At 68.8% G+C, this 26,216-nt stretch carries 24 protein-coding genes; all 24 read left to right on the forward strand.

Features of this window, described 5'->3' with window-relative positions; translation table 11 throughout:
- Positions 1-3 precede the first annotated feature (3 nt).
- The 24 genes from rsmH (at position 4) to nrdR (ending at position 26,206) form a co-directional block, all read left to right on the forward strand.
- Positions 4-942: a 16S rRNA (cytosine(1402)-N(4))-methyltransferase RsmH gene (gene rsmH, locus AC07VM_RS13805; protein WP_267415085.1), complete on the forward strand. Its 939-nt coding sequence runs from the start codon at positions 4-6 to the stop codon at positions 940-942.
- Complete coding sequence (ftsL, locus tag AC07VM_RS13810; RefSeq protein WP_267415084.1) at positions 939-1,499, forward strand: cell division protein FtsL; 561 nt, start codon at positions 939-941, stop codon at positions 1,497-1,499. Before rsmH ends, ftsL begins: the two co-directional genes overlap by 4 nt.
- 26 nt (positions 1,500-1,525) lie before the next feature.
- Positions 1,526-3,304 carry a peptidoglycan D,D-transpeptidase FtsI family protein gene (locus tag AC07VM_RS13815; protein ID WP_267415083.1) on the forward strand — a complete coding sequence of 593 codons (1,779 nt, stop codon included), beginning with the start codon at positions 1,526-1,528 and terminating at the stop codon, positions 3,302-3,304.
- Positions 3,305-3,331: 27 nt separating this feature from the next.
- Complete coding sequence (locus tag AC07VM_RS13820) at positions 3,332-4,744, forward strand: UDP-N-acetylmuramoyl-tripeptide--D-alanyl-D-alanine ligase (protein ID WP_494911787.1); 1,413 nt, start codon at positions 3,332-3,334, stop codon at positions 4,742-4,744.
- Positions 4,741-5,847: a phospho-N-acetylmuramoyl-pentapeptide-transferase gene (mraY, locus tag AC07VM_RS13825; protein WP_267415081.1), complete on the forward strand. Its 1,107-nt coding sequence runs from the start codon at positions 4,741-4,743 to the stop codon at positions 5,845-5,847. The genes AC07VM_RS13820 and mraY overlap by 4 nt, the downstream gene beginning before the upstream one ends.
- Complete coding sequence (gene murD / locus AC07VM_RS13830) at positions 5,837-7,372, forward strand: UDP-N-acetylmuramoyl-L-alanine--D-glutamate ligase (protein WP_494911789.1); 1,536 nt, start codon at positions 5,837-5,839, stop codon at positions 7,370-7,372. Before mraY ends, murD begins: the two co-directional genes overlap by 11 nt.
- A complete protein-coding gene (gene ftsW / locus AC07VM_RS13835) occupies positions 7,341-8,546 on the forward strand; it encodes a putative lipid II flippase FtsW (protein WP_494911791.1) in 1,206 nt (401 codons plus the stop codon). Before murD ends, ftsW begins: the two co-directional genes overlap by 32 nt.
- On the forward strand, positions 8,543-9,619 hold the full coding sequence (locus AC07VM_RS13840; RefSeq protein WP_267415078.1) for a UDP-N-acetylglucosamine--N-acetylmuramyl-(pentapeptide) pyrophosphoryl-undecaprenol N-acetylglucosamine transferase: 1,077 nt from the start codon (positions 8,543-8,545) through the stop codon (positions 9,617-9,619). The genes ftsW and AC07VM_RS13840 overlap by 4 nt, the downstream gene beginning before the upstream one ends.
- 40 nt (positions 9,620-9,659) lie before the next feature.
- Entirely contained in the window at positions 9,660-11,060 is a 1,401-nt protein-coding gene (gene murC / locus AC07VM_RS13845) for a UDP-N-acetylmuramate--L-alanine ligase (RefSeq protein ID WP_267415077.1), read from the forward strand.
- Positions 11,061-11,063: 3 nt separating this feature from the next.
- Positions 11,064-12,008, forward strand: coding sequence for a cell division protein FtsQ/DivIB (locus AC07VM_RS13850; protein ID WP_494911792.1), 945 nt, complete (start codon positions 11,064-11,066; stop codon positions 12,006-12,008).
- Positions 12,009-12,174: 166 nt separating this feature from the next.
- Positions 12,175-13,317, forward strand: coding sequence for a cell division protein FtsZ (ftsZ, locus tag AC07VM_RS13855; RefSeq protein WP_494911793.1), 1,143 nt, complete (start codon positions 12,175-12,177; stop codon positions 13,315-13,317).
- The gene (locus AC07VM_RS13860) at positions 13,314-14,021 is read left to right on the forward strand and encodes a YggS family pyridoxal phosphate-dependent enzyme (RefSeq protein WP_267415074.1); all 708 of its coding nucleotides are present in this window, start codon (positions 13,314-13,316) and stop codon (positions 14,019-14,021) included. The genes ftsZ and AC07VM_RS13860 overlap by 4 nt, the downstream gene beginning before the upstream one ends.
- Before the next feature lie 43 nt (positions 14,022-14,064).
- On the forward strand, positions 14,065-14,538 hold the full coding sequence (locus AC07VM_RS13865; protein ID WP_267415073.1) for a cell division protein SepF: 474 nt from the start codon (positions 14,065-14,067) through the stop codon (positions 14,536-14,538).
- A gap of 3 nt (positions 14,539-14,541) precedes the next feature.
- Positions 14,542-14,841, forward strand: coding sequence for a YggT family protein (locus AC07VM_RS13870; RefSeq protein ID WP_267415072.1), 300 nt, complete (start codon positions 14,542-14,544; stop codon positions 14,839-14,841).
- A gap of 181 nt (positions 14,842-15,022) precedes the next feature.
- Positions 15,023-15,619 carry a DivIVA domain-containing protein gene (locus AC07VM_RS13875; protein WP_267415071.1) on the forward strand — a complete coding sequence of 199 codons (597 nt, stop codon included), beginning with the start codon at positions 15,023-15,025 and terminating at the stop codon, positions 15,617-15,619.
- Between the two features lie 9 nt (positions 15,620-15,628).
- Positions 15,629-16,312 carry a signal peptidase II gene (gene lspA, locus AC07VM_RS13880; RefSeq protein WP_494911795.1) on the forward strand — a complete coding sequence of 228 codons (684 nt, stop codon included), beginning with the start codon at positions 15,629-15,631 and terminating at the stop codon, positions 16,310-16,312.
- A 2-nt stretch (positions 16,313-16,314) separates the two neighbouring features.
- Positions 16,315-17,235 carry an RluA family pseudouridine synthase gene (locus tag AC07VM_RS13885; RefSeq protein ID WP_267415069.1) on the forward strand — a complete coding sequence of 307 codons (921 nt, stop codon included), beginning with the start codon at positions 16,315-16,317 and terminating at the stop codon, positions 17,233-17,235.
- A gap of 48 nt (positions 17,236-17,283) precedes the next feature.
- Positions 17,284-17,883 (forward strand): GNAT family N-acetyltransferase, encoded by a 600-nt coding sequence (locus AC07VM_RS13890; protein ID WP_494911796.1) that lies wholly within the window; start codon positions 17,284-17,286, stop codon positions 17,881-17,883.
- Between the two features lie 31 nt (positions 17,884-17,914).
- A complete protein-coding gene (locus AC07VM_RS13895) occupies positions 17,915-18,520 on the forward strand; it encodes an RNA polymerase sigma factor (RefSeq protein ID WP_494911798.1) in 606 nt (201 codons plus the stop codon).
- A gap of 22 nt (positions 18,521-18,542) precedes the next feature.
- Positions 18,543-19,571: a hypothetical protein gene (locus tag AC07VM_RS13900; protein ID WP_494911800.1), complete on the forward strand. Its 1,029-nt coding sequence runs from the start codon at positions 18,543-18,545 to the stop codon at positions 19,569-19,571.
- Positions 19,572-19,635: 64 nt separating this feature from the next.
- Positions 19,636-23,154, forward strand: a complete 3,519-nt coding sequence (gene dnaE / locus AC07VM_RS13905) for a DNA polymerase III subunit alpha (protein ID WP_494911801.1) — start codon at positions 19,636-19,638, stop codon at positions 23,152-23,154.
- A 71-nt stretch (positions 23,155-23,225) separates the two neighbouring features.
- Positions 23,226-24,419 (forward strand): hypothetical protein, encoded by a 1,194-nt coding sequence (locus AC07VM_RS13910; protein WP_494911802.1) that lies wholly within the window; start codon positions 23,226-23,228, stop codon positions 24,417-24,419.
- Position 24,420: 1 nt separating this feature from the next.
- Positions 24,421-25,725 carry a histidinol dehydrogenase gene (gene hisD / locus AC07VM_RS13915; RefSeq protein ID WP_494911804.1) on the forward strand — a complete coding sequence of 435 codons (1,305 nt, stop codon included), beginning with the start codon at positions 24,421-24,423 and terminating at the stop codon, positions 25,723-25,725.
- Between the two features lie 10 nt (positions 25,726-25,735).
- Positions 25,736-26,206 (forward strand): transcriptional regulator NrdR, encoded by a 471-nt coding sequence (gene nrdR / locus AC07VM_RS13920; protein WP_267415062.1) that lies wholly within the window; start codon positions 25,736-25,738, stop codon positions 26,204-26,206.
- Positions 26,207-26,216 lie beyond the last annotated feature (10 nt).

A 26,216-nucleotide genomic window follows, 5' to 3' on the forward strand; every position in this document is an offset into this window, starting at 1 on the left:
ATCATGAACCTCCGAGACATACACACCCCGGTACTGCTCGACCGCTGCGTCGAGCTGCTCGCTCCCGCCCTCCAGGCGGACGGAGCGGTGCTCGTCGATGCCACGCTCGGCATGGGCGGCCACTCGGAGGCCCTGCTCGAGCGTTTCCCGAACATCCGACTGATCGGACTCGACCGCGACACCGACGCGCTGCGCATCGCGGGGGAGCGGCTCGCCCGCTTCAAGGACCGCGTCACCCTCGTGCACACGGTGTACGACGAGATCGGCCTGCACGCACAGGGCGCCGCCGGGATCCTGTTCGACCTCGGAGTGTCCTCGCTGCAGCTGGACGAGGCGGAGCGCGGCTTCGCGTACTCGAAGGATGCCCCGCTGGACATGCGTATGGACCAGACCAAGGGCGTCACGGCTGCCGACGTCATCGCCACGTACAGCGAAGGGAATCTTCGCCGCATCTTCGAGCGCTACGGCGAGGAGAAGCTCGCGGGTCGGTATGCCCGTTTCATCATCGAGGCCCGGCAGAAGCAGCCGATCACCCGCTCCGGCGAACTGGTCGAGATCCTGATCGCGGCCACGCCCGCGGCGGCTCAGCGTGCCGGGCACCCGGCGAAGCGCGTGTTCCAGGCGCTGCGCATCGAGGTCAACACCGAACTGAACGTGCTCGCCGACGCGATCCCCTCCGCGATGGAGGCCTTGAACGTGGGCGGGCGCATCGTGGTGATGTCGTACCAGTCGCTCGAGGATCGGCTCGTCAAGCAGGCCTTCGCGGCGGCAGCGGCGTCGACCGCTCCGGCCGGACTCCCCGTCGAGCTCCCCGAGCACGCGCCGCGGTTCCGCATCCTCACCAAGGGCGCGGAGCTCGCCGACGAAGCAGAACGTGCGCGCAATCCGCGTGCCATCCCGGTGCGACTCCGCGCCGCCGAGAAGCTGCGGGAGAGCGCATGAGCATCAACGCCGTCGTCCGCAAACCGATCCAGCCGGTCGCCCCGGTCCGCGAGCCGCAACGACGTCTGCAGCCCGTCAGCCGGCCGGCCGTCCGCCGCAAGCCCAAGCTCGCCTATGCGCTCGTCGCCCTCGGCGGAGCACTCGCGATCGGCGCGGCGCAGGTGGCTTTCTCCCTCGCGATCACGCAGGACTCGTTCACACTGGCGGGGCTCTCGTCCCAGCAGCGTGAGCTGGACCTGCGCACCCACGCACTGCAAGAGGAACTCACCGGCGTCAGCTCGCCGCAGGTCCTCGCGAGCAGTGCCGCCGACCTGGGGATGGTGGTGGCCGGCTCGCCGTCGTACCTCCGTCTCAGCGACGGCGCCGTGTTCGGCACCGGCTCCGGCGCCGACTGGACGTCGACGGTCAATCCGGAGGGATCCGCCGCCGTGAGCAACTCCCTCATCGTCGAACCCACGCCGCCCGCGACCACCACGGACGACGGCGCCACGGAATCGACGACGCAGGATCTTCCGCCGGCGATCACCGACGGACTCCCCAGCCCCACCACCCGCTGACCGCACGCCACCGACGGAGAGATCTCATGACGACACGAGCCACGCGCGGACCGCGGCGACGCACCGTCGTCGCCCTCGCGGTCATCCTCTCCCTGCTGGGCGCGTTCGTCGTGCGACTGATCGACATCCAGGTGGTGAGCGCGGACGAGCACGTCTCGCAGTCGCTCACGAAGATCGGCGCCGGCGAGAAGATCGCCGGGCAGCGCGGATCGATCGTCGATGCCGGGGGGACGGTCCTCGCCACCAGCGTCCTGGTCTACGACGCCCAGCTCAGCCCCAAGGTCATCACGCAGCTCGAGGACAAGGACCCCAAACTGCCCTGGGCGCAGGCGGCGGACGAGATCGCGGCCGTCACCGGTCAGACCGGGGACGAGGTCCGCGCGCTGGTGTCCGAAGCGCTCGCGAAGGACGCGCAGAGCCAGTACGCGCCGCTCAAGCGATCCCTGACCACGGAGCAGTACATCGAGCTGCGCGACCTGAAGCGCGAGAACAACCTCGCCTACCTCCACTTCGAGCCCCGGGAGACGCGGGTCTACCCGAACGGCGCCGTCGCCGGCAACCTGCTCGGCTTCCTCGACGGATCGGGCACGGCCCAGGCCGGTATCGAGCAGACCGGAGAGAAGTGCCTCGCACCGACGGACGGCGAGGAGTCATACCGCACCGGTGCGAACGGTGTGGTGATCCCGGGCAGCGAACGCACCGTCCCCGCCATCGACGGAGGCTCCGTCGAGCTGACCATCAACAGCGACCTGCAGTGGTACCTCCAGCAGATGATCGGCGAGGAGGCGCAGAAGCAGGGCGCCAAGGCCGGAAGCGTCACGGTCGTCGAGGCGAAGACCGGGAAGATCCGGGCCGCGGCGGAATGGCCGTCTCTGGATCCGAACAACCTGGACGCGTCGACGCCCGACACCCGGGCCAGCCAGATCTTCCACCACGACTTCGAGCCCGGGTCCACCTTCAAGGCCATCACCGCGGCCGCCGCGATCGAGGGCGCGGGGATCACGCCGTTGAGCACCGTCAGCGCCGCGTCCCGGGAGACGTTCCCGAACGGCGCCGTGATCAACGACGCGTTCAGCCACCCGGCATACAACTACACCCTGGCCGGCGGCCTCATCGACTCCTCGAACGTCGCGCTGTCGAAGTTCGGCACCATGGTGAGTCCCGAGGTCCGCTACGACTATCTGCAGCGTTTCGGTGTCGGGCAGAAGACGCTCGACTTCCCCTCCGAGGTGGGCGGTCTGCTCCACCCGGTGAAGGAGTGGGACAACCAGTCGCTGTACACGACGACGTTCGGCCAGTACTACTCGGTCACCGCGGCACAGCTCGCCGGCGCGTACCAGGCGATCGCGAACGGCGGCGAGAAGATCGACCTCTCGCTTGTCGAGTCGTGCACGTCCGCCGACGGCACGGTCGTGAAGGCGGACGCGCCGAAGCACGAGCAGATCATCAAGGAGCAGACCGCGGCCGAGCTGACGCGGATGCTGGAGAACGTCGCGGTGCAGGGCGGCAACGCCGAACGCATCAAGGTCCCGGGCTACCGCGTGACCAGCAAGACCGGAACCGCGCAGGTCTCGGACGGCAAGGGCGGCTACAAGGCCGGGGTGTACTTCACCAGCATGGTGGGCTTCGCGCCGGTGGATGATCCCCAGTACGTCGTCGTGGTCACCCTGGACGAGCCGACTAAGGTTGTATCGTCCGCGGCCACCGCATCCGCCTTCCAGAAGGCGATGACGCAGGTGATGAAGACCTATCGCGTGATGCCGTCCACTGTCCCGATGGACGCGCTCCTTCCCAAGTTCGGATAGTCGGCGAGAGCCGCGCATGGAGATGACATGATCGCCCTGACGCTCGCTGAGATCGCCGCCGCTGTCGGTGGTGATCTGCGTGTGGCCGGAGAGGATTCGGCAGAGACCGTCGTCGACGGGATCGTCGACACCGATTCCCGCACGATGGTGCCCGGATCCGTCTTCGTGGCGAAGCCCGGAGCCGAGACCGACGGCCACCGATTCGTGGGGGCGGCAGTCGAGGCCGGAGCGGCAGTCGCGATCGTCGAGCACGTCGTCGACGTCGCGGTCAGCCAGATCGTCGTCCCGGATGCGGTCAAGGCGCTCGGCGAGCTCGCTCGCGAGGTGGTCGCCCGCGTCCGCGCCGGCGGCGGACTCCGGATCGTCGGCATCACGGGGTCGAACGGCAAGACCACCACCAAGAACTTCCTCGCCCGCATCCTGGAGGACGAGGGCGAGACCGTCGCCCCTGTGAAGTCCTTCAACAACGAAGTCGGCGCGCCCGTCACCATGCTCCGGGTCGCCGAGAGCACGCGCTTCCTCGTGAGCGAGTTCGGTGCGGCCGCCCCGGGGAGCATCGCGCACCTCGCCGGCCTGGTCGAGCCCGACATCGCGGTCGTCCTGATGGTCGGCATGGCTCACGCCGGAGGATTCGGCGGCATCGAGGAGACCGCGAAGGCGAAGGCCGAGCTCGTCTCGGCGGCCCGGGTCCCCGGCACCGCGGTCCTCAACCTCGACGACCCCCGGGTCGCCGGGATGCAGGAGCTCGCGACCTCCCGCGGCCTCCGCGTGGTCGGCTTCGGCCAGAGCGCGAGCGCCGACGTGCGGGCACGCGACATCGAGGTCTCGGCATCCGGCACCTCCTGCATCATCGAGATCGCGGGCGAGCAGCTGCCCCTGCGCCTCCGCGTCCTCGGCGCGCATCACGTGTCCAACGCCCTCGCAGCGATCGCCGCCGCACTCGCCCTCGGCGTCGCGCCCGCGGACGCAGTCGCCCGTCTGGAGACCGTGGAGATCGCGGAGCGCTGGCGGATGGAGCCGCTGGGCAGCGACCGCGTGCGCATCATCAACGACGCCTACAACGCCAGCCCGGACTCGATGGCGGCCGCGCTGCGCACTCTCGCGCAGATCACCGGCCCCGACGAGCGGACCGTGGCGGTGCTGGGCGCCATGACCGAACTCGGCGAGAGCGCGGGGGAGGAGCACGATCGCATCGGGCTGCTCGCGGTGCGCCTCAACATCCAGCGCATCGTCGTGGTCGGACCGGAGGCGCGACGGCTCTACCTCTCCGCGGTGGGCGAGGGCTCCTGGGACAGTGAGGCCGTGCATCTGCCCGACCAGGACGCGGCATTCGAATACCTGCGCACCGAGCTCCGCGACGGCGACCGCGTGCTCGTGAAGTCATCCAATTCCGTGGGCCTCCGGCATCTCGGCGATCGTCTGGGAGAATTGTTCTCGTGAGGTCTCTCATCATGTCGGCGGCGATCTCGCTCGCCTTCACCCTGTTCCTGACTCCCGTCTTCCTCCGACTCTTCCGGAAGTGGGGCTGGGGGCAGGTCATCCGCACCCCCGAGTCCGTCCACAACCCGAGCCACGAGGCGAAGCGCGGGACGCCCACGATGGGCGGCGTCATCTTCATCGTCGGCTCCATCGTCGGATACTTCACCGGCGTCCTCGTCAGCGGAGAGGTCCCCGCGCTCTCGGCGATCCTCGTGATCTGGCTGATGGTCGGCTTCGGCGCCGTGGGCTTCATCGACGACTACATGAAGGTCCGCAGCCAGCGCAGCCTCGGACTCTCCGGATGGCGGAAGGTGATCGGCCAGCTGCTGGTCATCATCCCGTTCGGCATCGTCGCCCTCAACTTCCCGAACAAGTGGGGTCAGTTCCCGGCGAGCCCGGCGATCTCGCTGTTCCGCGACATCACCTGGCTCAACCTGTTCGCATTCGGCACGATCCTCGGCTGGATCCTGTACCTGGTGTGGATCTCGATCATCGGCGTCGCGACCTCCAACAGCGTCAACCTGACGGACGGGCTCGACGGACTCGCCGCCGGCGCCGGAGTCATCGTCGTCGGCGCGTACAGCGTGATCGCGTTCTGGCAGTTCAAGCAGCCCTGCATCGGCGGTGATCCCGACGCCCTGGGCGGATGCTACGAGGTGCGAGATCCGTTCAACCTGGCGATCATCGCGGCCTCGTTCGCCGCGAGCCTCATCGGCTTCCTGTGGTGGAACGCCCCGAAGGCGAAGGTCTTCATGGGCGACGTCGGCTCCATGGCGATCGGCGGCGTCATCACCGCGATGGCGATCCTCACCCGCACCGAGCTCCTGCTCCTCGTGATCGCCGGTGTGTTCGTGCTCTCGTCCGGCTCGGTCATCCTGCAGCGCGGGTACTTCAAGATCACCCGCGGCAAGCGTCTGTTCCTGATGAGCCCGTTCCACCATCACCTCGAGATGCGCGGGTGGTCCGAGGTCACGATCGTGGTGCGCATGTGGATCATCGCCGGACTGCTCGCCGTCTCGGCCGTCGGACTCTTCTACGTCGAGTGGCTCACCCGTGTCGACTGACCGCCTCACCGGGCTGACCAGCTGGAACGCCGACTGGCGCGGCCTGCGGGTCGCGGTGCTCGGACTCTCCATGACCGGCTTCTCGGTGGCGGACACGCTCACCGAGCTCGGAGCCGACGTGCTCGTGCTCAGCGAGTCCGCCGAAGAGGAGTACGAGCGGCTGCTCCCGGTGATCGGTGCCCGCCTCGAGCTGGGGAGTCTCTCCGAGGCCCCCGCCGCGCTGGTCGACTTCGACCCCGAGGTCGTCATCGCCTCCCCGGGCTTCTCTCCGTCGCACCCGCTCATCCGGTGGGCGCAGGAGAACGGGGTCGCGATCTGGGGAGACATCGAGCTCGCCTGGCGCGTCCGCGACAAGGTGCTGCGGTCAGACGGCACGCCGGCGGACTGGGTGCTCATCACCGGGACCAACGGGAAGACGACCACCACCCAGCTCACGGCCTCGCTGCTCGTGGCGGGTGGGCTGCGGGCGGCTCCGTGCGGCAACATCGGCGTGCCCGTGCTCGACGCGGTGCGCGATCCCGCAGGGTTCGACGTCCTGGTGGTGGAGCTCTCCAGCCATCAGCTCTGGTACCTGGGCCAGTCCCGCCCGGAGGGCGAGCTGTTCCCCTACGCGTCCGTGTGCCTCAACCTCGCCGACGATCACCTCGTCTGGCACGGCAGCGCGCAGGCGTACCGCGACGCGAAGGCCCTAGTCTACCGGAACACGCGTGTCGCCTGCGTCTACAACAAGGCCGACGAGGCCACGCGGCAGATGGTCGAGGAAGCGGAGGTCGTCGAGGGCGCCCGCGCCATCGGCTTCGACCTCGGCATCCCCGGGCCCAGCGACCTCGGCATCGTGGAGGGGCTGCTCGTCGACCGCGCCTTCCTCGACGATCGTGCCCGCAGCGCCCTCGAACTGACCACGGTCGCCGATCTGGACGCCGCCGGGCTCGCCGCCCCGCACATCGTGCAGAACATCCTCGCCGCGAGCGCCCTCGCTCGCTCGCTCGGCGTCGAGCCGGAGGCCATCCACTCCGCGCTGCAGTCCTTCCAGCTGGACGCGCACCGCATCCAGGTGATCGCCCGGCACGCCGGCATCACCTGGGTCGACGACTCGAAGGCCACGAACCCGCACGCCGCCGCCTCCTCGCTGCGCGCCTACCCGGGCGCCGTCTGGGTCGTCGGTGGAGATCTCAAGGGCGTCGACATCGCCGATCTCGTCGCCGACGTGGGCGCGACGGCCACGGCCGCCGTCGTGATCGGGATCGATCGCACGGCCGTCGTCGCGGCATTCCGGCGACACGCGCCGGCAGTACCGGTGTTCGAGGTGGATGCTGGCGAGACTGGACAGGTCATGAACCGTGTCGTGGAGATCGCGTCGGGGATCGTCGACGGCGAGGGCACAGTCCTGCTGGCCCCCGCGGCGGCTTCCTTCGACCAGTTCTCGAGTTATGCGGATCGAGGACACCGCTTCGCCGAGGCGGTGCGGGACTGGATCGACCGGGGGAGCGCCGATGACGCAGGTATCCCGCCCTCCGCGCTCTGAGTCGGGCGGTCTCGCGGCCCGGGTCTCCCTCGGGCGCCGGTTCACACCGGTGTCGACGGAGTTCCTCCTCATCGCCTCGACCGCTCTGCTGCTGACCCTCTTCGGTCTGGTCATGGTGCTGTCCGCCACGAGCGCGACCGCCGTCGCGAGCGGACAGGACCCGATGGGCGGAGTGCTCCGCCAGGGGATGTTCGCGCTGGTCGGCATCCCGTTGATGTTCCTGATCAGCCGCATGCCGGTCGCGTTCCTGAAGAAGATGGCGTGGCCGGCTCTCTTCGGCGCCGTCGCCCTCCAGCTGCTCGTGTTCACACCCCTGGGAATCGCCGACGGCGGCAACCGGAACTGGATCCTGATCGCCGGATTCACCCTGCAGCCCTCCGAGTTCCTCAAGCTCGCGCTCGCCCTGTGGATCGCCGCCGTGCTGCTGCGCAAGCAGGCCATGCTCGGCACCTGGCACCACGTGTTCATCCCCGTGATCCCGGTCGGCGCGCTGGCGATAGGCACGGTGCTCGCCGGGCATGACCTCGGCACGGCGATGGTGCTGGTCCTGATCCTGCTGGGCTGCCTGTTCTTCTCCGGGGTCAAGCTCCGGCTGTTCATCCTCCCGCTCGTGATCGGCATCGTCGCCGTGCTCGCCTACGCGCTGTCGAGTCAGGACCGGATGCGGCGCATCACGGCGACCTGCGACAACATGGCGCTCTACGACACGGACTGCTACCAGTCGATCCACGGCATCTGGGGCATGGCATCCGGCGGGATCTTCGGCCTCGGCCTCGGCAACTCGCAGGAGAAGTACGGCTGGCTGCCCGCGGCGGGCAACGACTTCATCTTCGCGATCGTGGGTGAGGAACTGGGGCTGATCGGCTGCATCGTCGTGCTCGCCCTGTTCACGTTCTTCACGATCGGCGCCTTCCACATCATCCGCAAGACGCCGGATCCCTTCATCCGCGTCGCCGCCGGCGGCATCACGGTGTGGATCGTCGGCCAGGCCGTGATGAACATCGGCGTGGTGATCGGCATCTTCCCGGTGATGGGCGTCCCCCTCCCGTTCATGTCGCAGGGTGGCACAGCGCTGTTGGCCGTGCTCATCGCGTGCGGTGTCCTCCTCGCCTTCGCCCGCACGATTCCGGTCGTCGAGAAGCAGTCAGCCGAGCGGGGTAGGGTCGCCAGGTGACCTCGTATCTCCTCGCCGGCGGTGGCACCGCCGGTCATGTGAACCCCCTGCTCGCCGTCGCGGATGCCCTCCGCGAACGCGATGCCGACGCCTCCGTCCTCGTGCTCGGCACGGCCGAGGGACTGGAGTCGCGTCTCGTCCCCGCCCGGGGGTACGAGTTGCTCGTCGTCGACAAGGTCCCGTTCCCGCGGCGGCCGAACCGGCAGGCCGCCGCGTTCCCGATGAAGTTCCGTCGGGCCATCGCCCAGGTGCGCGAGCACATCCGCCGGAACGGGGTCGACGTGGTCGTCGGCTTCGGGGGATACGCCTCGGCACCCGCCTACGTGGCAGCCCGTCGCGAGGGCGTCCCGTTCGTGGTGCACGAGGCCAACGCCAAGCCGGGGCTCGCCAACGTGCTCGGCGCCCGTCGAGCCGCCGCCGTGGGCGTGGCCTTCGAGGGCACGCCGCTGCGTGGCAGCGAGGTCGTCGGCATGCCCCTTCGCCAGGAGGTCATCGCGCTCGATCGCGTCGCGACGCGGGCGGAAGCGGCGGAGTACTTCGGACTGGATGCCGAGCGGCCCGTGCTGCTCGTCTTCGGCGGATCGCTCGGTGCGCAGCGTCTCAACGAGGCTCTCGCCGATTCCTGGCGCGACATCCTCGACGCCGGATGGCAGCTCCTGCACGTGACGGGGGAGCGCAGCGACCTCGCGGACCCGGGTGTCGAGGGCTACTCCCTGCACCGCTACATCGATCGCATGGATCTCGCCTTCGCCCTGGCCGACCTGATCGTCTCCCGTTCCGGCTCGGCGACGGTGAGCGAGATCAGCGCGCTCGGCATCCCGGCCCTCTACGTGCCGTACTCGGTCGGCAACGGCGAACAGCGGCTGAACGCGGCGTCGGCCGTGAGGGCGGGCGCGGCGGAACTCCTCGACGACGCGACCTTCGACGGCGACGCGGTGCGCCGCATCGTCGTTCCGCTGCTGGGAGATCGCGAGCGGATCGCGCGGATGGCCGCCGCCGCCGAGACGGCCGGCACCCGCACCGGAACCGAGAACGTGATCACACTGATCGACCGCGCCCTGCGCGCGGCGTGACACGGTCGATCCGACGAACGAAAAGTAGACTGAAGCGGACATGATCAGACCCGACCTCTCCCTCCCCATCCCCGAGACGATCACCTCCGCGCACTTCATCGGCATCGGCGGCTCCGGCATGAGCGGACTCGCGAAGATGTTCCTCGACGCCGGCATCCGCGTCTCCGGCAGCGACCGCGCCGACAGCGACAACCTGCGCGCGCTGGCCGCGGCCGGGGCGACGGTGCACGTCGGCCACGACGCCGCCTACCTCGGTGATGCCGACACCGTCGTGCACACCGGAGCGATCTGGCCGGAGAACCCCGAGTTCGTCACGGCGAAGGCGCGTGGGCTCCACGTGATCCATCGCTCGCAGGCGCTGCACTGGCTCATCGGTTCCCGTCGTCTGGTGTCGGTCGCCGGCGCCCATGGCAAGACCACCTCGACGGGCATGATCGTCACCGCGCTGCGCGAGCTCGGAGCCGACCCCCACTTCGTCAACGGCGGCGTGATCGAGCAGCTCGGCACGTCCAGCGCCACGGGCTCCGGCGATCTGTTCGTGGTCGAGGCGGACGAGTCCGACGGCACGTTCCTCCTCTACGACACGGCGGTCGCGCTGATCACCAACGTCGACCCGGATCACCTTGACCACTACGGCTCGGACGAGGCCTTCCACGACGCGTTCGTGCGTTTCGCCGACGCCGCGACCGAGGCGGTCGTCATCTCGAGCGACGACGCGGGCGCCCTCCGCGTCGGTGCCGGTCTCTCGCACCCGCACGTGCTCACCTTCGGTCAGGCCGACGATGCCGACGTGCGGGTCACCGACATCGTCGCGGCCGGCCCGGTCGCCGCGACGGTCACCCACGGCGACGAGAGCGCGCGGATGCAGCTCGCCGTCCCCGGTGTGCACAACGCCATCAACGCGGCGGGCGTCGTCACGGTGCTGCGTGCGCTGGGCTACTCGCTCGTCGACGCGGTGCGCGCGGTCGAGGGCTTCGCCGGGACCGTCCGCCGCCTGGAGCAGCACGGGGTCGAGCGCGGTGTCACGGTGTACGACGACTACTCCCACCACCCGACCGAGGTGCGGGCGGCGCTCGAGGCCATGCGCAGCATCGCCGGATCGGGGCGTCTCATCGCGATCCAGCAGCCGCACACCTACTCCCGCACGCAGCACATGTATCAGGAGTTCGCCGACGTGCTCGAGGAGTTCGCGGATCACACCGTGATGCTCGACGTCTACGGCGCGCGTGAGGACCCGGTCCCCGGTGTCACGGGCGAGCTGGTGAGCGGCGCGTTCCGCGATCCCTCGCACGTGCACTACGTCGCGGACTGGCAGCAGGCGGCCGACTACACGGCCTCGGTCGCCCGCGACGGCGACTTCGTCGTCACCCTCGGCTGCGGCAACGTGTACCAGATCATCCCGCAGGTCCTGGAGTCGCTGCGCCGGACCGACGAGGCGTAGCCGATGCGCCGGCCCGCACCGCTTCCGACCACCCCGGACAGGCCGGGGGAGAAGGACGCCGCGCCGGAGCCTCCCGCACGTCCGCGGCGACGGGACGTCCGTTCCGAGGAGACCCTCCCGGCGCCGGATGACCCGACACCGGGTGGCGCCGCACCCGATGGATCGGTGGCGGACGCCGGGGAGGAACCGCAGTCGACGTCCACGATGGACGTGTGGCGCGCCGCGCGCGCCCGGCGCAAGGCTCTTCGCGCCGAGATCCGTCGCTTCACGCAGCGCTCCCGGCGTCGCCGGATCGTCTGGCTCAGCGCCATCGGGGCCGTGGTCCTGCTGATCGGCGGAAGCGTGGTCGCGGCGTACAGTCCGCTGTTCGCCGTCCAGAAGATCACCGTGGTCGGCGCGACGAGCCTCGACGCCTCCGCGATCGAGGCCGCGCTGGACGCGCAGATGGGCACCCCTCTCGCCCTCGTCGACACCAGCGAGGTGAAGGCCGCGCTGCTCAAGTTCCCGCTCATCGAGACGTACTCGCTGGAAGCGCGCCCGCCGCACGATCTCACGGTGCGGATCGTCGAGCGCACCCCGGTCGGTGTGATCCGGTCGGATGCCGGCTACACGCTCGTGGACGCCGCCGGCGTCGCGCTCTCGACCACCGCGGAACCGCCCGCGGGCCAGCCGGTGATCGAGGTCACCGGCGGCGTCGATTCGGCCGCGTTCCGAGGAGCCGGTCTCGTGGTCCGCTCGTTGCCGGCCGAGGTCCGCACGGTGCTGACGGGTGTGCGCGCGACCACGCCGGATGACGTGACCCTGACCCTCAGCAGCGGCATGACCGTGGTGTGGGGGAGCGCGGAGCAGTCGGCGCAAAAGGCGATCGTCCTGTCCGCGGCGATGGTGAAGAATCCGAACGCGGCATCGATCGACGTCACGTCTCCGCACGTCGCCGTCGTCGGCTGACCGCTTTCGCGGGGGAATGGCGCGACACGCCCGCGTCCTGGCGCGCGCCAGGCCAGGCGGCGCTTACCGTCGATCACAGAGAACGCAATACCGGGAAATACTTTACACCTCTAGTTGAGGTTTAAGGTTCATCCTTTTTCCAGGCTCGAATAATCGGAGGCCGGCCATGAGCCAGAACCAGAACTACCTCGCCGTGATCAAGGTCGTCGGCGTCGGCGGTGGCGGCGTCAACGCCGTCAACCGCATGATCGATCTCGGTCTCCGCGGAGTCGAGTTCATCGCCGTCAACACCGACGCGCAGGCGCTGCTGATGAGCGACGCCGACGTCAAGCTCGACGTGGGCCGTGAGCTCACGCGCGGCCTCGGTGCCGGTGCCGACCCCGAGGTGGGTCGCCGCGCCGCGGAGGACCACGCCGAGGAGATCGAGCAGGCCCTGACCGGTGCCGACATGGTCTTCGTGACGGCCGGCGAGGGCGGTGGAACCGGTACCGGTGGTGCTCCCGTCGTCGCCCGCATCGCCAAGTCCATCGGCGCCCTCACGATCGGTGTCGTCACCAAGCCGTTCTCCTTCGAGGGTCGTCGCCGCCAGAGCCAGGCCGAGGCGGGCGTCGCCAAGCTGAAGGAAGAGGTCGACACCCTCATCGTGGTGCCGAACGACCGTCTCCTCGAGATCAGCGACCGCGGCATCTCGATGATTGAGGCCTTCGCGACCGCCGACCAGGTCCTCCTCGCCGGTGTCCAGGGCATCACGGACCTCATCACGACCCCGGGTCTCATCAACCTCGACTTCGCCGACGTGAAGTCGGTCATGCAGGGCGCGGGTTCCGCGCTCATGGGCATCGGCTCCGCCCGAGGTGCCGACCGAGCCATCAAGGCCGCGGAGCTGGCCGTCGAGTCGCCGCTCCTCGAAGCATCCATCGAGGGTGCGCACGGTGTGCTGCTCTCGATCCAGGGTGGATCGAACCTCGGCATCTTCGAGATCCACGACGCGGCCGACCTCGTCAAGGAGGCGGCGCACCCCGAGGCCAACATCATCTTCGGTACGGTCATCGACGACACCCTCGGCGACGAGGTGCGCGTGACCGTGATCGCGGCGGGCTTCGATGGCGGGGAGCCCTCGCTGCGACTGGACCCCATGGTCGTGTCGCGGCCGTCGGCGGCGACGCTTCCCGAGGTCGCGCTGCCCGACGAGGCGGAGACGAAGACCGAGTCGGTGCAGGCCGAGCCCGTGCAGCAGCGCGTTCCCACCACGAGCATCGAGCCGGCCTTCGCGGACGACGACATCGACATCCCCGAATTCCTGAAGTGACCTCGACGGTCGACGGCCAGGCGCCATCCGGCCTGGCCGAGCGGTTGACCGCGATCGATGAGCGCATCGCGGCCGCCGCTCGTGCCGTGGCGAGGGACCCGGGGGAGATCACCCGGATCGTGGTGACGAAGTTCCACCCGGCGTCCCTCGTGCGCGATCTGCATGCGCTCGGTGTGCAGGACGTCGGCGAGAACCGACAGCAGGAGCTGTCGGCGAAGGAGTCGGAACTCTCGGCCCTGGACCTCCGCTGGCACTTCATCGGGCAGGGGCAGACGAACAAGGCCGCCGCGATCCGTCGCAGCGCCGACGTCGTGCACTCGGTCGACCGCTCCCGTTTCGCGGATGCGCTGCACCGCGCAGCCGACGGTGACGACGTCCTCGACGTGCTCGTGCAGATCAACCTCACCGACGACCCCGGCCGCGGGGGAGTCGCTCCCGTCGAGGCCGCCGCACTGGCGGAGCACGTGCTCACGCTGCCGTCGCTCCGGTTGCGCGGCGTGATGGCGGTGGCTCCACTCGATGAGGAGCCCGCCGCGGCGTTCGCGCGTCTGAGGACCGTGGCCGACGCCGTCCGCGCCGTCGAGCCGTCGGCCTCGTGGATCTCCGCCGGGATGACCGGCGACTTCGTCGAGGCGATCGCCGCCGGCGCGACACACCTGCGGATCGGCTCCGCAATCACCGGACCCCGGCCCGACCGGGGTTAACCTGTGAAAAGACCAGCCCCAAACGTTCGAACCGGAGGACACGATGGGTAACCCGCTGAAGAAGACCATGGTGTATCTCGGCCTCGCCGACGAGGAAGAGGTCTACGAGGAGGAGACGCAGGCTCCGGTCCGCGCCCACCGCGAGCGCGACCGTGAGCGCGAGGAGCCGGCTCCGGCTCCCGTCACGCCTCTCCGCCGCCCCGTCGCCGTCCGCCAGCCGTCTGCAGGAGCCGTGAACGAGATCCTCACCGTCCACCCGAAGCAGTACCGCGACGCGCAGCTGATCGCGGAGAGCTTCCGCGAGGGCATCCCGGTCATCATCAACCTCTCCCAGATGAGCGACGCCGACGCGCGCCGTCTCATCGACTTCGCGAGCGGGCTCTCCCTCGGCCTCTACGGCCGTATCGAGCGGGTGACCTCCAAGGTGTTCCTGCTCTCTCCGGAGAACATCGCCGTCTCGGGGCACGGGGGCATCGCACACGCAGACGCCGAGTCTGCGGGCTTCGACCAGTCGTAACCCGTGCAGCTGGTCTCGGTCATCGCCAGCATCGTTCACCTGGTGCTGCTGCTCTACATCTTCGTGCTGTTCGCGCGCCTCATCCTGGACTACATCCCGATGTTCAATCGGGAGTGGCGTCCGAAGGGCTTCGGTCTGGTCGCCGCTGAGGCGGTCTACGTCGTCACCGATCCGCCGATCCGGTTCTTCCGGCGGCTCATCCCGCCGCTGCGGATCGGTTCACTGTCCCTCGACTTCGGGTTCACGCTGACTCTGCTGGTCGTCCTGATCCTGATGAACATCGTGCGACTCTTCGTCCGCTGAACTCCGCGGGAATCGGCGGTGACGGCAGCACCGACTTCGCTGACTCTGGGTGTCGTGACATCGCGGCGCCAATGCGCGGGGGCTATGCTGGCACCCAGGTGCGCGCCCCGGGTTCGCGCCACATCACGACCACGCCATACATCGATACTGGCATTCGAACTCATCGAAAGAGGAGCCACTCATGGCACTTACCCCGGATGACGTCGTCACCAAGCAGTTCCAGCACGTCCGCTTCAAGGACGGCTTCGACCCGGACGAGGTGGACGACTTCCTCGACGAGATCGTCATCGAGTGGCGCAAGGCTCTCGAGGAGAACGTCGAGCTGAAGGCCAAGCTGGCCGCGTACGAGTCCGGTGCGACTCCCGCCGCCGCCGAGCCTGTCGCCGCTCCCGCGCCGGAGGCTCCCGCGCCCGTCGCCGAGGTTCCCGCCGAGCCCGCGCCCACCGGCTCCGCCACCGCGACCGCCGGCATCATCGAGCTCGCGCAGCGTCTGCACGACGAGCACGTCGCCGAGGGTGAGGCGAAGCGCAACGCGCTCATCGCCGAGGCCGAGACCGAGGTCGCCCGCATCCGCACCGAGGCCGAGGCCAAGCAGCGCGAGGAATCGGCCCGTCTGGAGCGCGAGCGCAACACGCTCGAGGCCCGTATCACCGAACTCCGCAACTTCGAGCGCGACTACCGCACGCAGCTGCGCGGCTACATCGAGGGCCAGCTCCGCGAGCTCGACGAGAAGTCGGCGTCCACGGACTCCACGCCCGTCTCCGCGATCGGTCTGTAAGGCGCCCTCTTGTCAGGACGCCGTGCCCTTCGTCGGTCGGCGGCCGGTGCGATCGTTGCGATTCTCGCAGCGATCGTGCTGGCCGCCGATCAGTTTGTGAAGTACCTCACGATCGAGAATCTGCCGTTGCAGAAGCCGGTCCCGGTCCTCGGCGAGTTCCTTCAGCTGTACTACGTCCGCAATCCCGGAGCGGCGTTCTCGCTCGGCTCCGAGGTGACGTGGATCTTCACGATCGCCCTCGGTGTGGTCGCCTGCGTGATCGTCTGGAAGGCGTTCGGCCTCAACTCGCGCCTCTGGGCCGTGGTGCTCGGTCTGCTGCTCGGCGGTGTGCTGGGCAACCTCAGCGATCGCCTCTTCCGTGAGCCCGGATTCCCGGTCGGTCACGTGGTCGACATGATCTCCATGCCGTGGATGATGCCGGCGATCTTCAACGTCGCGGACATCTTCATCGTGACCGGCATGATCTCGGTCGCGCTGCTCGTGGTCTTCGGACTGCGCTTCGACGGCACCCGCGAGCGTGACCACGCCGTCGTCGAGACCGACGAAGAAGCCGAGGCTGCCGCGGAGGCGGCCGTAGCCGCGACGGAGACGGATGCGGATGAGGTGGACGCGGAAGTCGTGTCTTCCGCTGACGCCGCCCACGATGATGACGCGCCTTCGGAGGATGCGGCCCCCGCATCGGAGGGTCGCTGACCGTGGAGTCGCGTTCCCTCCCCGTCCCTGACGGCTTGGACGGCACCCGCGTCGACGCAGCGCTGGCGAAGCTCATGGGCTTCTCCCGCACGTTCGCGGCCGATGTCGCCGCGGCCGGCGGGGTGCGACTGGACGGTGTGACGCTCGACAAGTCCGACCGCCTGCGCGGCGGTGGATGGCTCGACGTGGAATGGCAGCCGAAGGAGGCGCCGAAGATCGTCCCGATCGCGGTGCCGGAGCTCGGCATCGTGTACGACGACGACGACATCGTGGTGGTCGACAAGCCGACCGGCGTTGCCGCACATCCCTCGGTCGGCTGGGAGGGCCCCACGGTCGTCGGCGCCCTCGCCGCAGCGGGTTTCCGCGTCGCCACCAGCGGTGCCCCGGAGCGTCAGGGCGTCGTGCATCGGCTCGACGTCGGCACCAGTGGGCTGATGGTGGTCGCGAAGTCCGAACACGCCTACACGGTGTTGAAGCAGGCTTTCAAGGACCGTACGGTCGAGAAGATCTACCACGCGGTCGTGCAGGGGCACCCCGACCCCCTGGCGGGGACGATCGACGCGCCGATCGGGCGCCACCCGAACCACTCCTGGAAGTTCGCCGTCGTCCCGGACGGAAAGCCGTCGGTCACGCACTACGAGACGCTCGAGGCATTCCCGGGGGCGTCGCTGCTCGAGATTCATCTCGAGACCGGCCGCACGCACCAGATCCGTGTGCACATGGCGGCGCACCGACATCCCTGCGTCGGCGACCCGCTCTACGGAGCCGATCCGACCATGTCGGCCCGGCTCGGCCTCACCCGGCAGTGGCTGCACGCGCACCAGCTGGCGTTCGCCCACCCGACCACGGGGGACTGGGTGCAGTTCGAGTCCCCGTATCCCGAGGACTTCCGTCACGCCCTCGACGTGCTGCGCGGCGAGTAGCTCGCGCTTCTCCCGCACGATGTCGGACATGTGCGCGACACTGGGCGCATGACCATCGAGGTTCGTCCTGCGACCGTGTTCGACGACGTCGCGACGCTCGTCGGGCCGAAGAAGCCGACGTCGAACGTGTGCTTCTGCCTGAGCTATCGCATCGGCAGCAAGGAGAACGTGGCGCTGAAGGGGCAGGAGCGTGCCGACCGTGTGCGTGAGCTGTGCCATCAGGATCCTCCGCCCGGCGTCATCGCGTATCTCGACGACGAACCGGTCGGCTGGGCGGCTCTGCACCCGCGGAGCGACACGAGTTTCGCGCGCAATCGGCTGATCCCCGCCGTCGACGATCTCGACGTGTGGTCGCTGTGGTGCTTCCGGGTGCGTCCCGGACACCGCAAGCAGGGCATCTCCCACGCGCTGATCGAGGGAGCGGTGGCCTACGCGCGGGAGCGAGGTGCCCCGGCGATCGAGGGCTACCCGGTCGACAACGGCGGGGAGAGGGTGAACCTGACCATGGCCTACGTCGGCACGCGGTCGCTGTTCGAGAGCGCCGGTTTCGTGAAGGCGGCCGACATCGGGTCGGTGCTCGACGGCTTCCCGCGCGTGCTGATGCGGCTCGATCTGAGCCCGTCGCGGACGGCGCCGAAGAAAGCGTGAACCGTTTTCACGATTCGACTCAATACTCAGTGTGAGCACGGACAGCGAGATCATCCAGCGGTCGCTCGACGAGCCCGGAGTCTTCTCCGAGATCTTCGAGCGGCACGTCCGACCCGTCGGCGGCTACATCCGGCGACGTGTCGGCGCGGACGCCGTCGACGACGTCCTGAGCGAGACGTTCCTCGTCGCCTTCCGCCGGCGCGCGTCCTTCGACCTCGAGACGGAGTCGGCGCGGCCCTGGCTGCTCGGCATCGCGACCAGGGTGGTGAGGAGCCATCGAGCCGCGGAAGCGCGACAGTGGCGGGCGTTCGAGGCTTCGGCATCGGCGGAGGAGGTCGCGGGCGAGACTCCTCAGGTCGCTTCCGATTCGCGACTCGACGCCGACGCCGCCCTGCGGGCTCTGGCTCCGCGGATCGCCGCCCTCGCGGCGAGAGATCGGGACACGCTGCTGCTGCATGCATGGGGTGATCTCACGTATGAGCAGATCGCGACCGCGCTGGGTGTGCCGGTCGGAACCGTTCGATCCCGGCTGAATCGCGTTCGTCGCAAGCTCGCACCGCCCGGCTCCAACGGAGCGGCCCGACTGACATGGATGGCGAAGGAGGAGAGCGATGCAGCTTATGGAACAAGTTCGTGAGATCGGGATCGACGAGTCTCGAGTGGACGATGACACCGTGCTCGCGGTGCGACAGGCGCTGACGAGGGAGATGGCGCGGAGTGCGCGCCCGGAGCGAGCGCGTCTTTCGCGACGACGGACCTGGGCCGGGATCGGCATCGGTGGTCTCGTCGCCGGGGCGGCGGTGACCGCGATCGTGGCCGGTTCGGTGCTCGCGCCGCCCGCCGCGCCCGATGCCGCGGCGGCGGAGGTGCTGGAGCGGGCGTCCGCGGTGACGTTCGACGCGCAGGACACGACACTCCTCCCCGGGCAGTACCTGCGGATCGAGACCGTCGGCGAGCACCTCCATTTCTGGAAGGCCGATTGGGCCGATGACGATGACGAGAACACGTTCGCGTTCAACGCCTCGCGCGACGGCGGCGACGCCGCCGTGCTGGAGCGCGACACGCGCGTGCTCTACGTCCCGGCCGACCGAGCCGGCGACTGGTTCTACGACTGGGGCTTCTCCGAGGTCGTGGACTCCTTCGGGTCCCGTGGCGCGGAGGCGGCACGGGAATGGTCGTCCTCGCCCGACTCCGCGATTCGTGAACGTGGCACGATCGAGACACTCCCGGCGGGCGAGTACCTCGCCGTGGGAGGTGACGAACCGCCGACGCCGTACCTGGCGGATCGATACCGTCCGTACTACTCCGAGATGCCGCGGGAGCCGCGGGACCTGCTCGACTGGCTCCGCGCGCAGTCGGGGATGACGGGGGAGGAGGGGGACCGGTGGCTCGTGGCGAGTCTCAGCGACCCGTCGGCGATCAACCTGATGCCGGCCGACCTGCGCTCGGCATTCTTCCTCGCGATCGCGCTGATCCCCGGATTCGAGGTGCTCGCGGATGACGGTTCCAGCGCGACGCTGCAGTACGTGGTGCCGGGTCACCGCACGACGACGATCGTGATCGATACCGAGGAGGGCCTGGTCTCCTCAATCTCGGAGAAGTACGGAACCGGGGGACCGGCAGGCGACATGGCCGACTCCACGACCACGGTGCACACGTCGGTCGTGGAGTCCGCGCCCCAGGGGTAGCGAGTCGTCGACGGAGCCCCGGCACCGACCTCCGGTGTCGGGGCTCCGCCGTAGACTCGAAGGCATGGCATCCGACTCCTTCGTCCACCTGCATGTGCACAGCGAGTACTCCATGCTGGACGGTGCGGCGAAGATCAATGCGATGACCCAGGCGGCCGCCGAATACGGCATGCCGGCCATCGCGGTGACCGACCACGGCAACACGTTCGCGGCGTTCGAGTTCTACAACGCGGCGCGGAACGCGGGCATCAAACCCATCATCGGGCTCGAGGCGTACATGACCCCGGGCACGCACCGCAGCGACAAGACGCGCGTGCAGTGGGGCTCGCCCGACCAGAAGAGCGACGACGTCTCCGGCTCGGGCGCCTACACCCACATGACCATGTGGAGCCAGAGCACCCAGGGCATGCACAACCTCTTCCGGATCAGTTCCCGGTCGAGCATGGAGGGCTACTACTTCAAGCCCCGCATGGACCGCGAGCTGCTCCAGACCTACGGCAAGGGCATCATCGCGACGACGGGGTGCCCGTCGGGTGAGGTGCAGACGCGGCTGCGGCTGGGGCAGTACGACGCGGCACGCGCGGCGGCCGCGGAGTTCCAGGACATCTTCGGCAAGGAGAACTACTTCGCCGAGATCATGGACCACGGTCTCTCCATCGAGCGACGGGTGATGACCGACCTGCTCCGGCTCGCGAAAGACCTCAACATCCCGCTCGTCGCGACCAACGACTCGCACTACACGCACCAGCATGAGGCCGACGCTCACGAGGCTCTGCTGTGCGTGCAGTCGGGCTCCACCATGGACGACCCGAACCGGTTCAAGTTCGACGGCGACGGCTACTACATCAAGACCGCCGCCGAGATGCGGCAGCTGTTTCGCGATCACCCCGAGGCATGCGACAACACGCTGCTGATCGCCGAGCGCTGCGAGGTCGAGTTCGACACCTCGGCGAACTACATGCCGCGGTTCCCGGTGCCGGACGGCGAGACCGAGGACAGCTGGCTCATCAAAGAGGTCGAGACGGGCCTGCACTACCGGTACCCGGGAGGCATCCCCGACAAGGTGCGCAAGCAGGCCGAGTACGAGACCGGCATCATCCTGCAGATGGGCTTCCCCGGCTACTTCCTGGTCGTCGCCGACTTCATCAACTGGGCCAAGGACAACGGCATCCGCGTCGGTCCCGGCCGTGGCTCCGGTGCCGGTTCCATGGTCGCGTACGCGATGAAGATCACCGACCTGGATCCCCTCGAGCACGGTCTGATCTTCGAGCGGTTCCTGAACCCGGACCGCGTGTCGATGCCCGACTTCGACGTCGACTTCGATGATCGGCGTCGTGGCGAGGTCATCGACTACGTCACGGAGAAGTACGGCTCGGAGCGCGTCGCCCAGATCGTCACCTACGGCACCATCAAGTCCAAGCAGGCGCTGAAGGACGCGGGCCGCGTGCTCGGCTTCCCGTTCAGCATGGGAGAGCGGCTGACCAAGGCGATGCCGCCGCCCGTGATGGGCAAGGACATGCCGCTGGACGGCATGTTCGACTCGGCGCACCCGCGGTACAAGGAGGCGAGCGAGTTCCGCGCGCTGATCGAGACCGACCCCGAGGCGAAGACGGTCTTCGACCGCGCGCTCGGGCTCGAGGGTCTGAAGCGGCAGTGGGGCGTGCACGCCGCCGGTGTGATCATGTCGTCGGACCCGCTGCTCGACATCATCCCGATCATGAAGCGCGAGCAGGACGGCCAGATCGTCACGCAGTTCGACTACCCGTCGTGCGAGTCGCTCGGGCTGATCAAGATGGACTTCCTGGGGCTCCGCAACCTCACGATCATCTCGGATGCGCTCGACAACATCCGGACGAACCGTGGCGAGGAGCTCGACCTCGAGCACCTCGGCCTGGATGACCCCGGGGTGTATCACCTGCTCGCGCGCGGCGACACCCTCGGCGTGTTCCAGCTCGACAGCCCGCCGCTGCGCTCCCTGATGCGCCTGATGAAGCCGGACAACTTCGGTGACATCTCGGCACTCATCGCGCTGTACCGACCGGGCCCGATGGGCGCGAACTCGCACACCAACTACGCGCTGCGGAAGAACGGCATCCAGGAGATCACGCCGATCCACCCGGAGCTGGAGGCACCGCTCGCCGAGATCCTGGAGGAGTCCTACGGGCTCATCATCTACCAGGAGCAGGTCATGGCGATCGCCCAGGCTGTCGCCGGGTTCAGCCTCGGACAGGCCGACATCCTGCGTCGAGCGATGGGAAAGAAGAAGAAGTCCGAGCTCGACAAGCAGTACGAGGGCTTCGCGGGCGGCATGAAGGAGCGCGGCTTCGGCGAGGCCGCGATCAAGGCGCTGTGGGACATCCTGCTGCCCTTCTCGGACTATGCCTTCAACAAAGCCCACTCCGCGGCTTACGGACTCGTGTCGTACTGGACGGCCTACCTCAAGGCGCACTATCCCGCCGAGTACATGGCGGCGCTGCTCACCAGCGTCGGCGACTCCAAGGACAAGATGGCGCTGTACCTGAACGAGTGCCGTCGCATGGGCATCAAGGTGCTCCCGCCCGATGTGTCCGACTCGATCAACTTCTTCGCGGCCGTCGGCGACGACATCCGCTTCGGCCTCGGCGCCGTGCGCAACGTCGGCAGCAACGTCGTCGAGGGCATCGTGCAGGCCCGCAAGGATGAGCGATTCACCTCGTTCCACCACTTCCTCGACAAGGTGCCGCTGCACGTCTCGAACAAGCGCACCGTCGAGTCGCTGATCAAGGCCGGCGCCTTCGACTCGATGGGGGACACCCGCCGGGCGCTCATGGAGGTGCATGAGGACGCGGTCGAGGCCGCCGTCGATCGAAAGCGCAACGAGGCCCAGGGAGCCATCGGGTTCGACTTCGACAGTCTCTACGACGGCACGGAGGAGGTCGCCCCGGCCAAGGTGCCCGCACGTCCGGAGTGGATCAAGAAGGACAAGCTGGCGTTCGAGCGCGAGATGCTCGGTCTGTACGTGTCCGACCACCCGCTCGCCGGTCTGGAGGTCCCGCTCGCGAAGCACGCGTCGATCTCCATCCACGACCTCAACAACTCCGAGGATCTGCAGGACGGCGACCAGGTCACGGTGGCGGGACTCGTCACCAGCGTCCAGCACCGTGTCGCCAAAGCCAGCGGAAACCCGTACGGCATGATCACGGTCGAGGACTTCAACGGTGAGGTCACCGTGATGTTCATGGGCAAGACCTACGCCGAGTTCCAGCACACCCTGCAGCAGGACGCGATCCTCGCCGTGCGCGGTCGCGTGTCCCGCCGCGACGACGGACTCAACCTCCATGCGCAGTCGGCGTTCGCCCCCGACGTGGGGTCCTTCGACGCCGCCGGTCCGCTCGCGCTGGTCCTCGCCGAGCAGCGTGCCACGGAGCGGGTGATGATGGAGCTCGCCGAGGTGCTGCGCCGACACAACGGCGACACCGAGGTGCTGCTCCGAGTGCACCGCGGCGGCACGGCGAAGGTCTTCGAGGTCCCGATGCCCGTGAAGGTCTCGGCCGACCTGTTCGGTGACCTCAAGTCACTGCTCGGCCCCTCCTGTCTGGGGTGAGCAGGTAGGATCGTGAGCCGTCGGCAGCACGACGAACGCCCCCGTCGAGCATTGTGACGAAAGGACCACCCATGAGCACGGATCTTCCCGAACCGGACCCTGAGGACACGGTCTTCAGCGACGACGACGGTGTCCTCTACGACGAAGAGGTGACGCCGGAGTTCGGAATCCTCGGATTCACCCTGCGTGAGCTTCTCATCGTCGGCGTGTGGCTGGTGTCGTTCGTCCTGTCCTTCTTCCCGCTCGGTGGCGGGCTCTCGCTGTGGGGCGTCGGCATCCAGTGGATCCTGCCCGTCGCGATCCCGACGGTCGCCGTCTTCCTGATCGTGCTGCGCCGGTTCTCTCCGGACGGCATCCGCCGGGTCGGCTCGCTGGGCATCGACCAGTTCGCCTCCGTGGCGTTCTCCGTCTCCGCGGCCATCTGGGTGGGCAACCTCTGGCTCGCGATCTCCGCCCTGATCTCCAGTGGCCACTGGGGTCTCCCGTGGAACGGCGTCGCGATGGTCATCACCTCGCTCGCGCTGGTCGTGCTCACGGTGTTCGCCCCGATCGTGCCCGGGCTGAAGGAGGACTTCCACGGTCGTCTGGTCACGCTCGCTCACCGCAACGCGAATCCGGTGCGTCCCGTCATCGCGCGTCCGCGCCCGGAACCGGTGCCGGTCGCCGGGGCCCCCGACACGTCTTCGGCCTCGGACGCCGATCTGACCGACGTCATCGTGGACGACTCGGCCCTTCCGCTCGTCGTCGGCGACATCGAGACCGACGGCCGGCAGGCCACCGATGAGATCGCCCGCTTCGACCTGGCCGACCAGGTGCCGCTCACGGCGCACGCGTCGGGTGGGGACATCGGCACCGAGCAGGCGACCGCCGACGAGGAGTACGTGCCCACCTACTCGCGCCGCTCCCGGGGGCAGGAGCCGGAGATCGTCTCGGACACGGGAAGCATCGAATCTCTGCTGGAGACCGCGGCCACCTACGAGACGGACGTCATCCCGGAAGAGTCGGCCCCGCTGGTGCTGGAGGGCGTCACGGACGCCGATCTCGACGCCACGAACCCGCGCGAGGCTGCTCCTGCTGCCCAGCCGTTCTGGATCCTCGCGCCGTCCGAGCGCGACGTCCACGACGAGCGCGGCGAACCGCTCTTCCGTATCGGCCCGAACGCCTGGGCTCTCGTGATCGAGGACCGTGGGGGTGCGTACGTCGTCCGACATGACGACGGACGGATCGGCTATCTCCACGACATCTCCGACATCACGAAGGGCTGAAATGCGCACGATCGATCTGCGGGGGCGCGAGCTCTCGCCCGCCGACATGCTCGCCGCCGTCCCCCGAGCCGCACAGGCGCGGGCCGAGGCGCTGGACACCGCTGCACGCATCGTCGAGGACGTGCGTGTGCGGGGCGAGGCCGCTCTCCGCGAGCAGGCCGAGAGGTTCGACGCGGTGACCGCGCACGAGGTGCGCGTTCCCGAGGCGCACATCACCGAGGCGCTGGCGGAGCTGGCTCCCGAGGTGCGCGATGCCCTCGAGGAGGCGATCCGGCGGGTCCGTCTCGCCTCGGCCGCACAGGTGCCCGAGAGCCGGGTCACCCGGATCGGCGAGGGTGCGGTGATCACCCAGCGCTGGCAGCCCGTGCACCGCGTGGGCGTGTACATCCCCGGCGGCAAGGCCGTCTACCCCTCCAGCGTGATCATGAACGTCGTCCCGGCGCAGGTCGCCGGTGTCACGCAGATCGCGTTGGCGTCGCCGCCGCAGGCGGATCAGGGAGGACGCATCCACCCGACCATCCTCGCGGCCGCCGCGCTGCTGGGTGTGACCGAGGTGTACGCGATGGGCGGCGCCGGAGCCATCGGAGCGTTCGCGCACGGTGTGCCCTCGCTCGGCCTCGACCCGGTCGACGTCGTCTCGGGGCCCGGGAACAACTACGTCGCGTCCGCGAAGCGCGCGGTCGCCGGCGTGGTCGGGACGGACTCGGAGGCGGGCGCGACCGAGATCCTCGTCGTGGCCGACGACGCCGCCGATCCGCGTCTGATCGCGGCCGACCTGGTCAGCCAGGCCGAGCACGACGAGCAGGCCTCCGCGGTCCTGGTCACCGATGCGGAGGAGCTCGCCGGGCAGGTCGCCGTCGAGGTGGAGCGGATCGCCGCCGCCACGCGCCACAGCGAGCGTGTCGGAGCGGCGCTGGCCGGTCCGCAGTCCGCGATCGTCCTGGTCGATGACCGGGCCATGGCCACCGCGTTCAGCAACGCCTATGCGCCCGAGCACCTCGAGCTGCACCTCGTCGATGCCGAGGAGGCCGCCGCCGCGTTCACCAGCGCGGGAGCCGTCTTCGTCGGGGATCAGACGCCGGTGAGCCTCGGCGACTACATGGCCGGGAGCAACCACGTCCTCCCCACCGGCGGTCAGGCGCGCTACGCTCCCGGTCTCGGTGCCTACACGTTCCTGCGTCCTCAGCAGGTGATCTCCTACGACCGAGCCGCGTTGTCCGCGGTTCGCGCGGGCGTCGTCGCTCTCGCCGACTCCGAGGTGCTCCCGGCGCACGGCGAGGCGATCGAGGCGCGGTTCACGGCGTAGGATCGGTCAGATGCACTGCCCCTTCTGCCGTCATCCCGACTCTCGTGTCATCGATTCGCGTACCAGCGACGACGGGCTCTCGATCAGACGGCGCCGCCAGTGCCCCGAGTGCGGCGGACGCTTCACCACCACCGAGACCGCGAGCCTCAACGTCATCAAGCGCTCCGGAGTGATGGAGCCGTTCAGTCGTGAGAAGGTCATCTCCGGCGTGCGGAAGGCCTGCCAGGGACGCCCCGTGACCGAGGCCGATCTCGCCATCCTCGCGCAGCGCGTCGAGGAGGCGGTCCGTCAGACCGGCGTCTCGCAGCTCGACACGAACGAGATCGGTCTGGCGATCCTCGGGCCCCTCCGTGAACTCGATGAGGTCGCGTTCCTGCGATTCGCCAGCGTCTACCAGGCGTTCGACTCCTTGGAGGACTTCGAGGCCGCGATCACCGATCTGCGCGCGGACCACACGAAGCAGGAGTCCGCGGACCGGTAATCTGGCAGGG

The sequence above is a fragment of the Microbacterium sp. GW821-FHT01D02 genome (assembly GCF_059422585.1).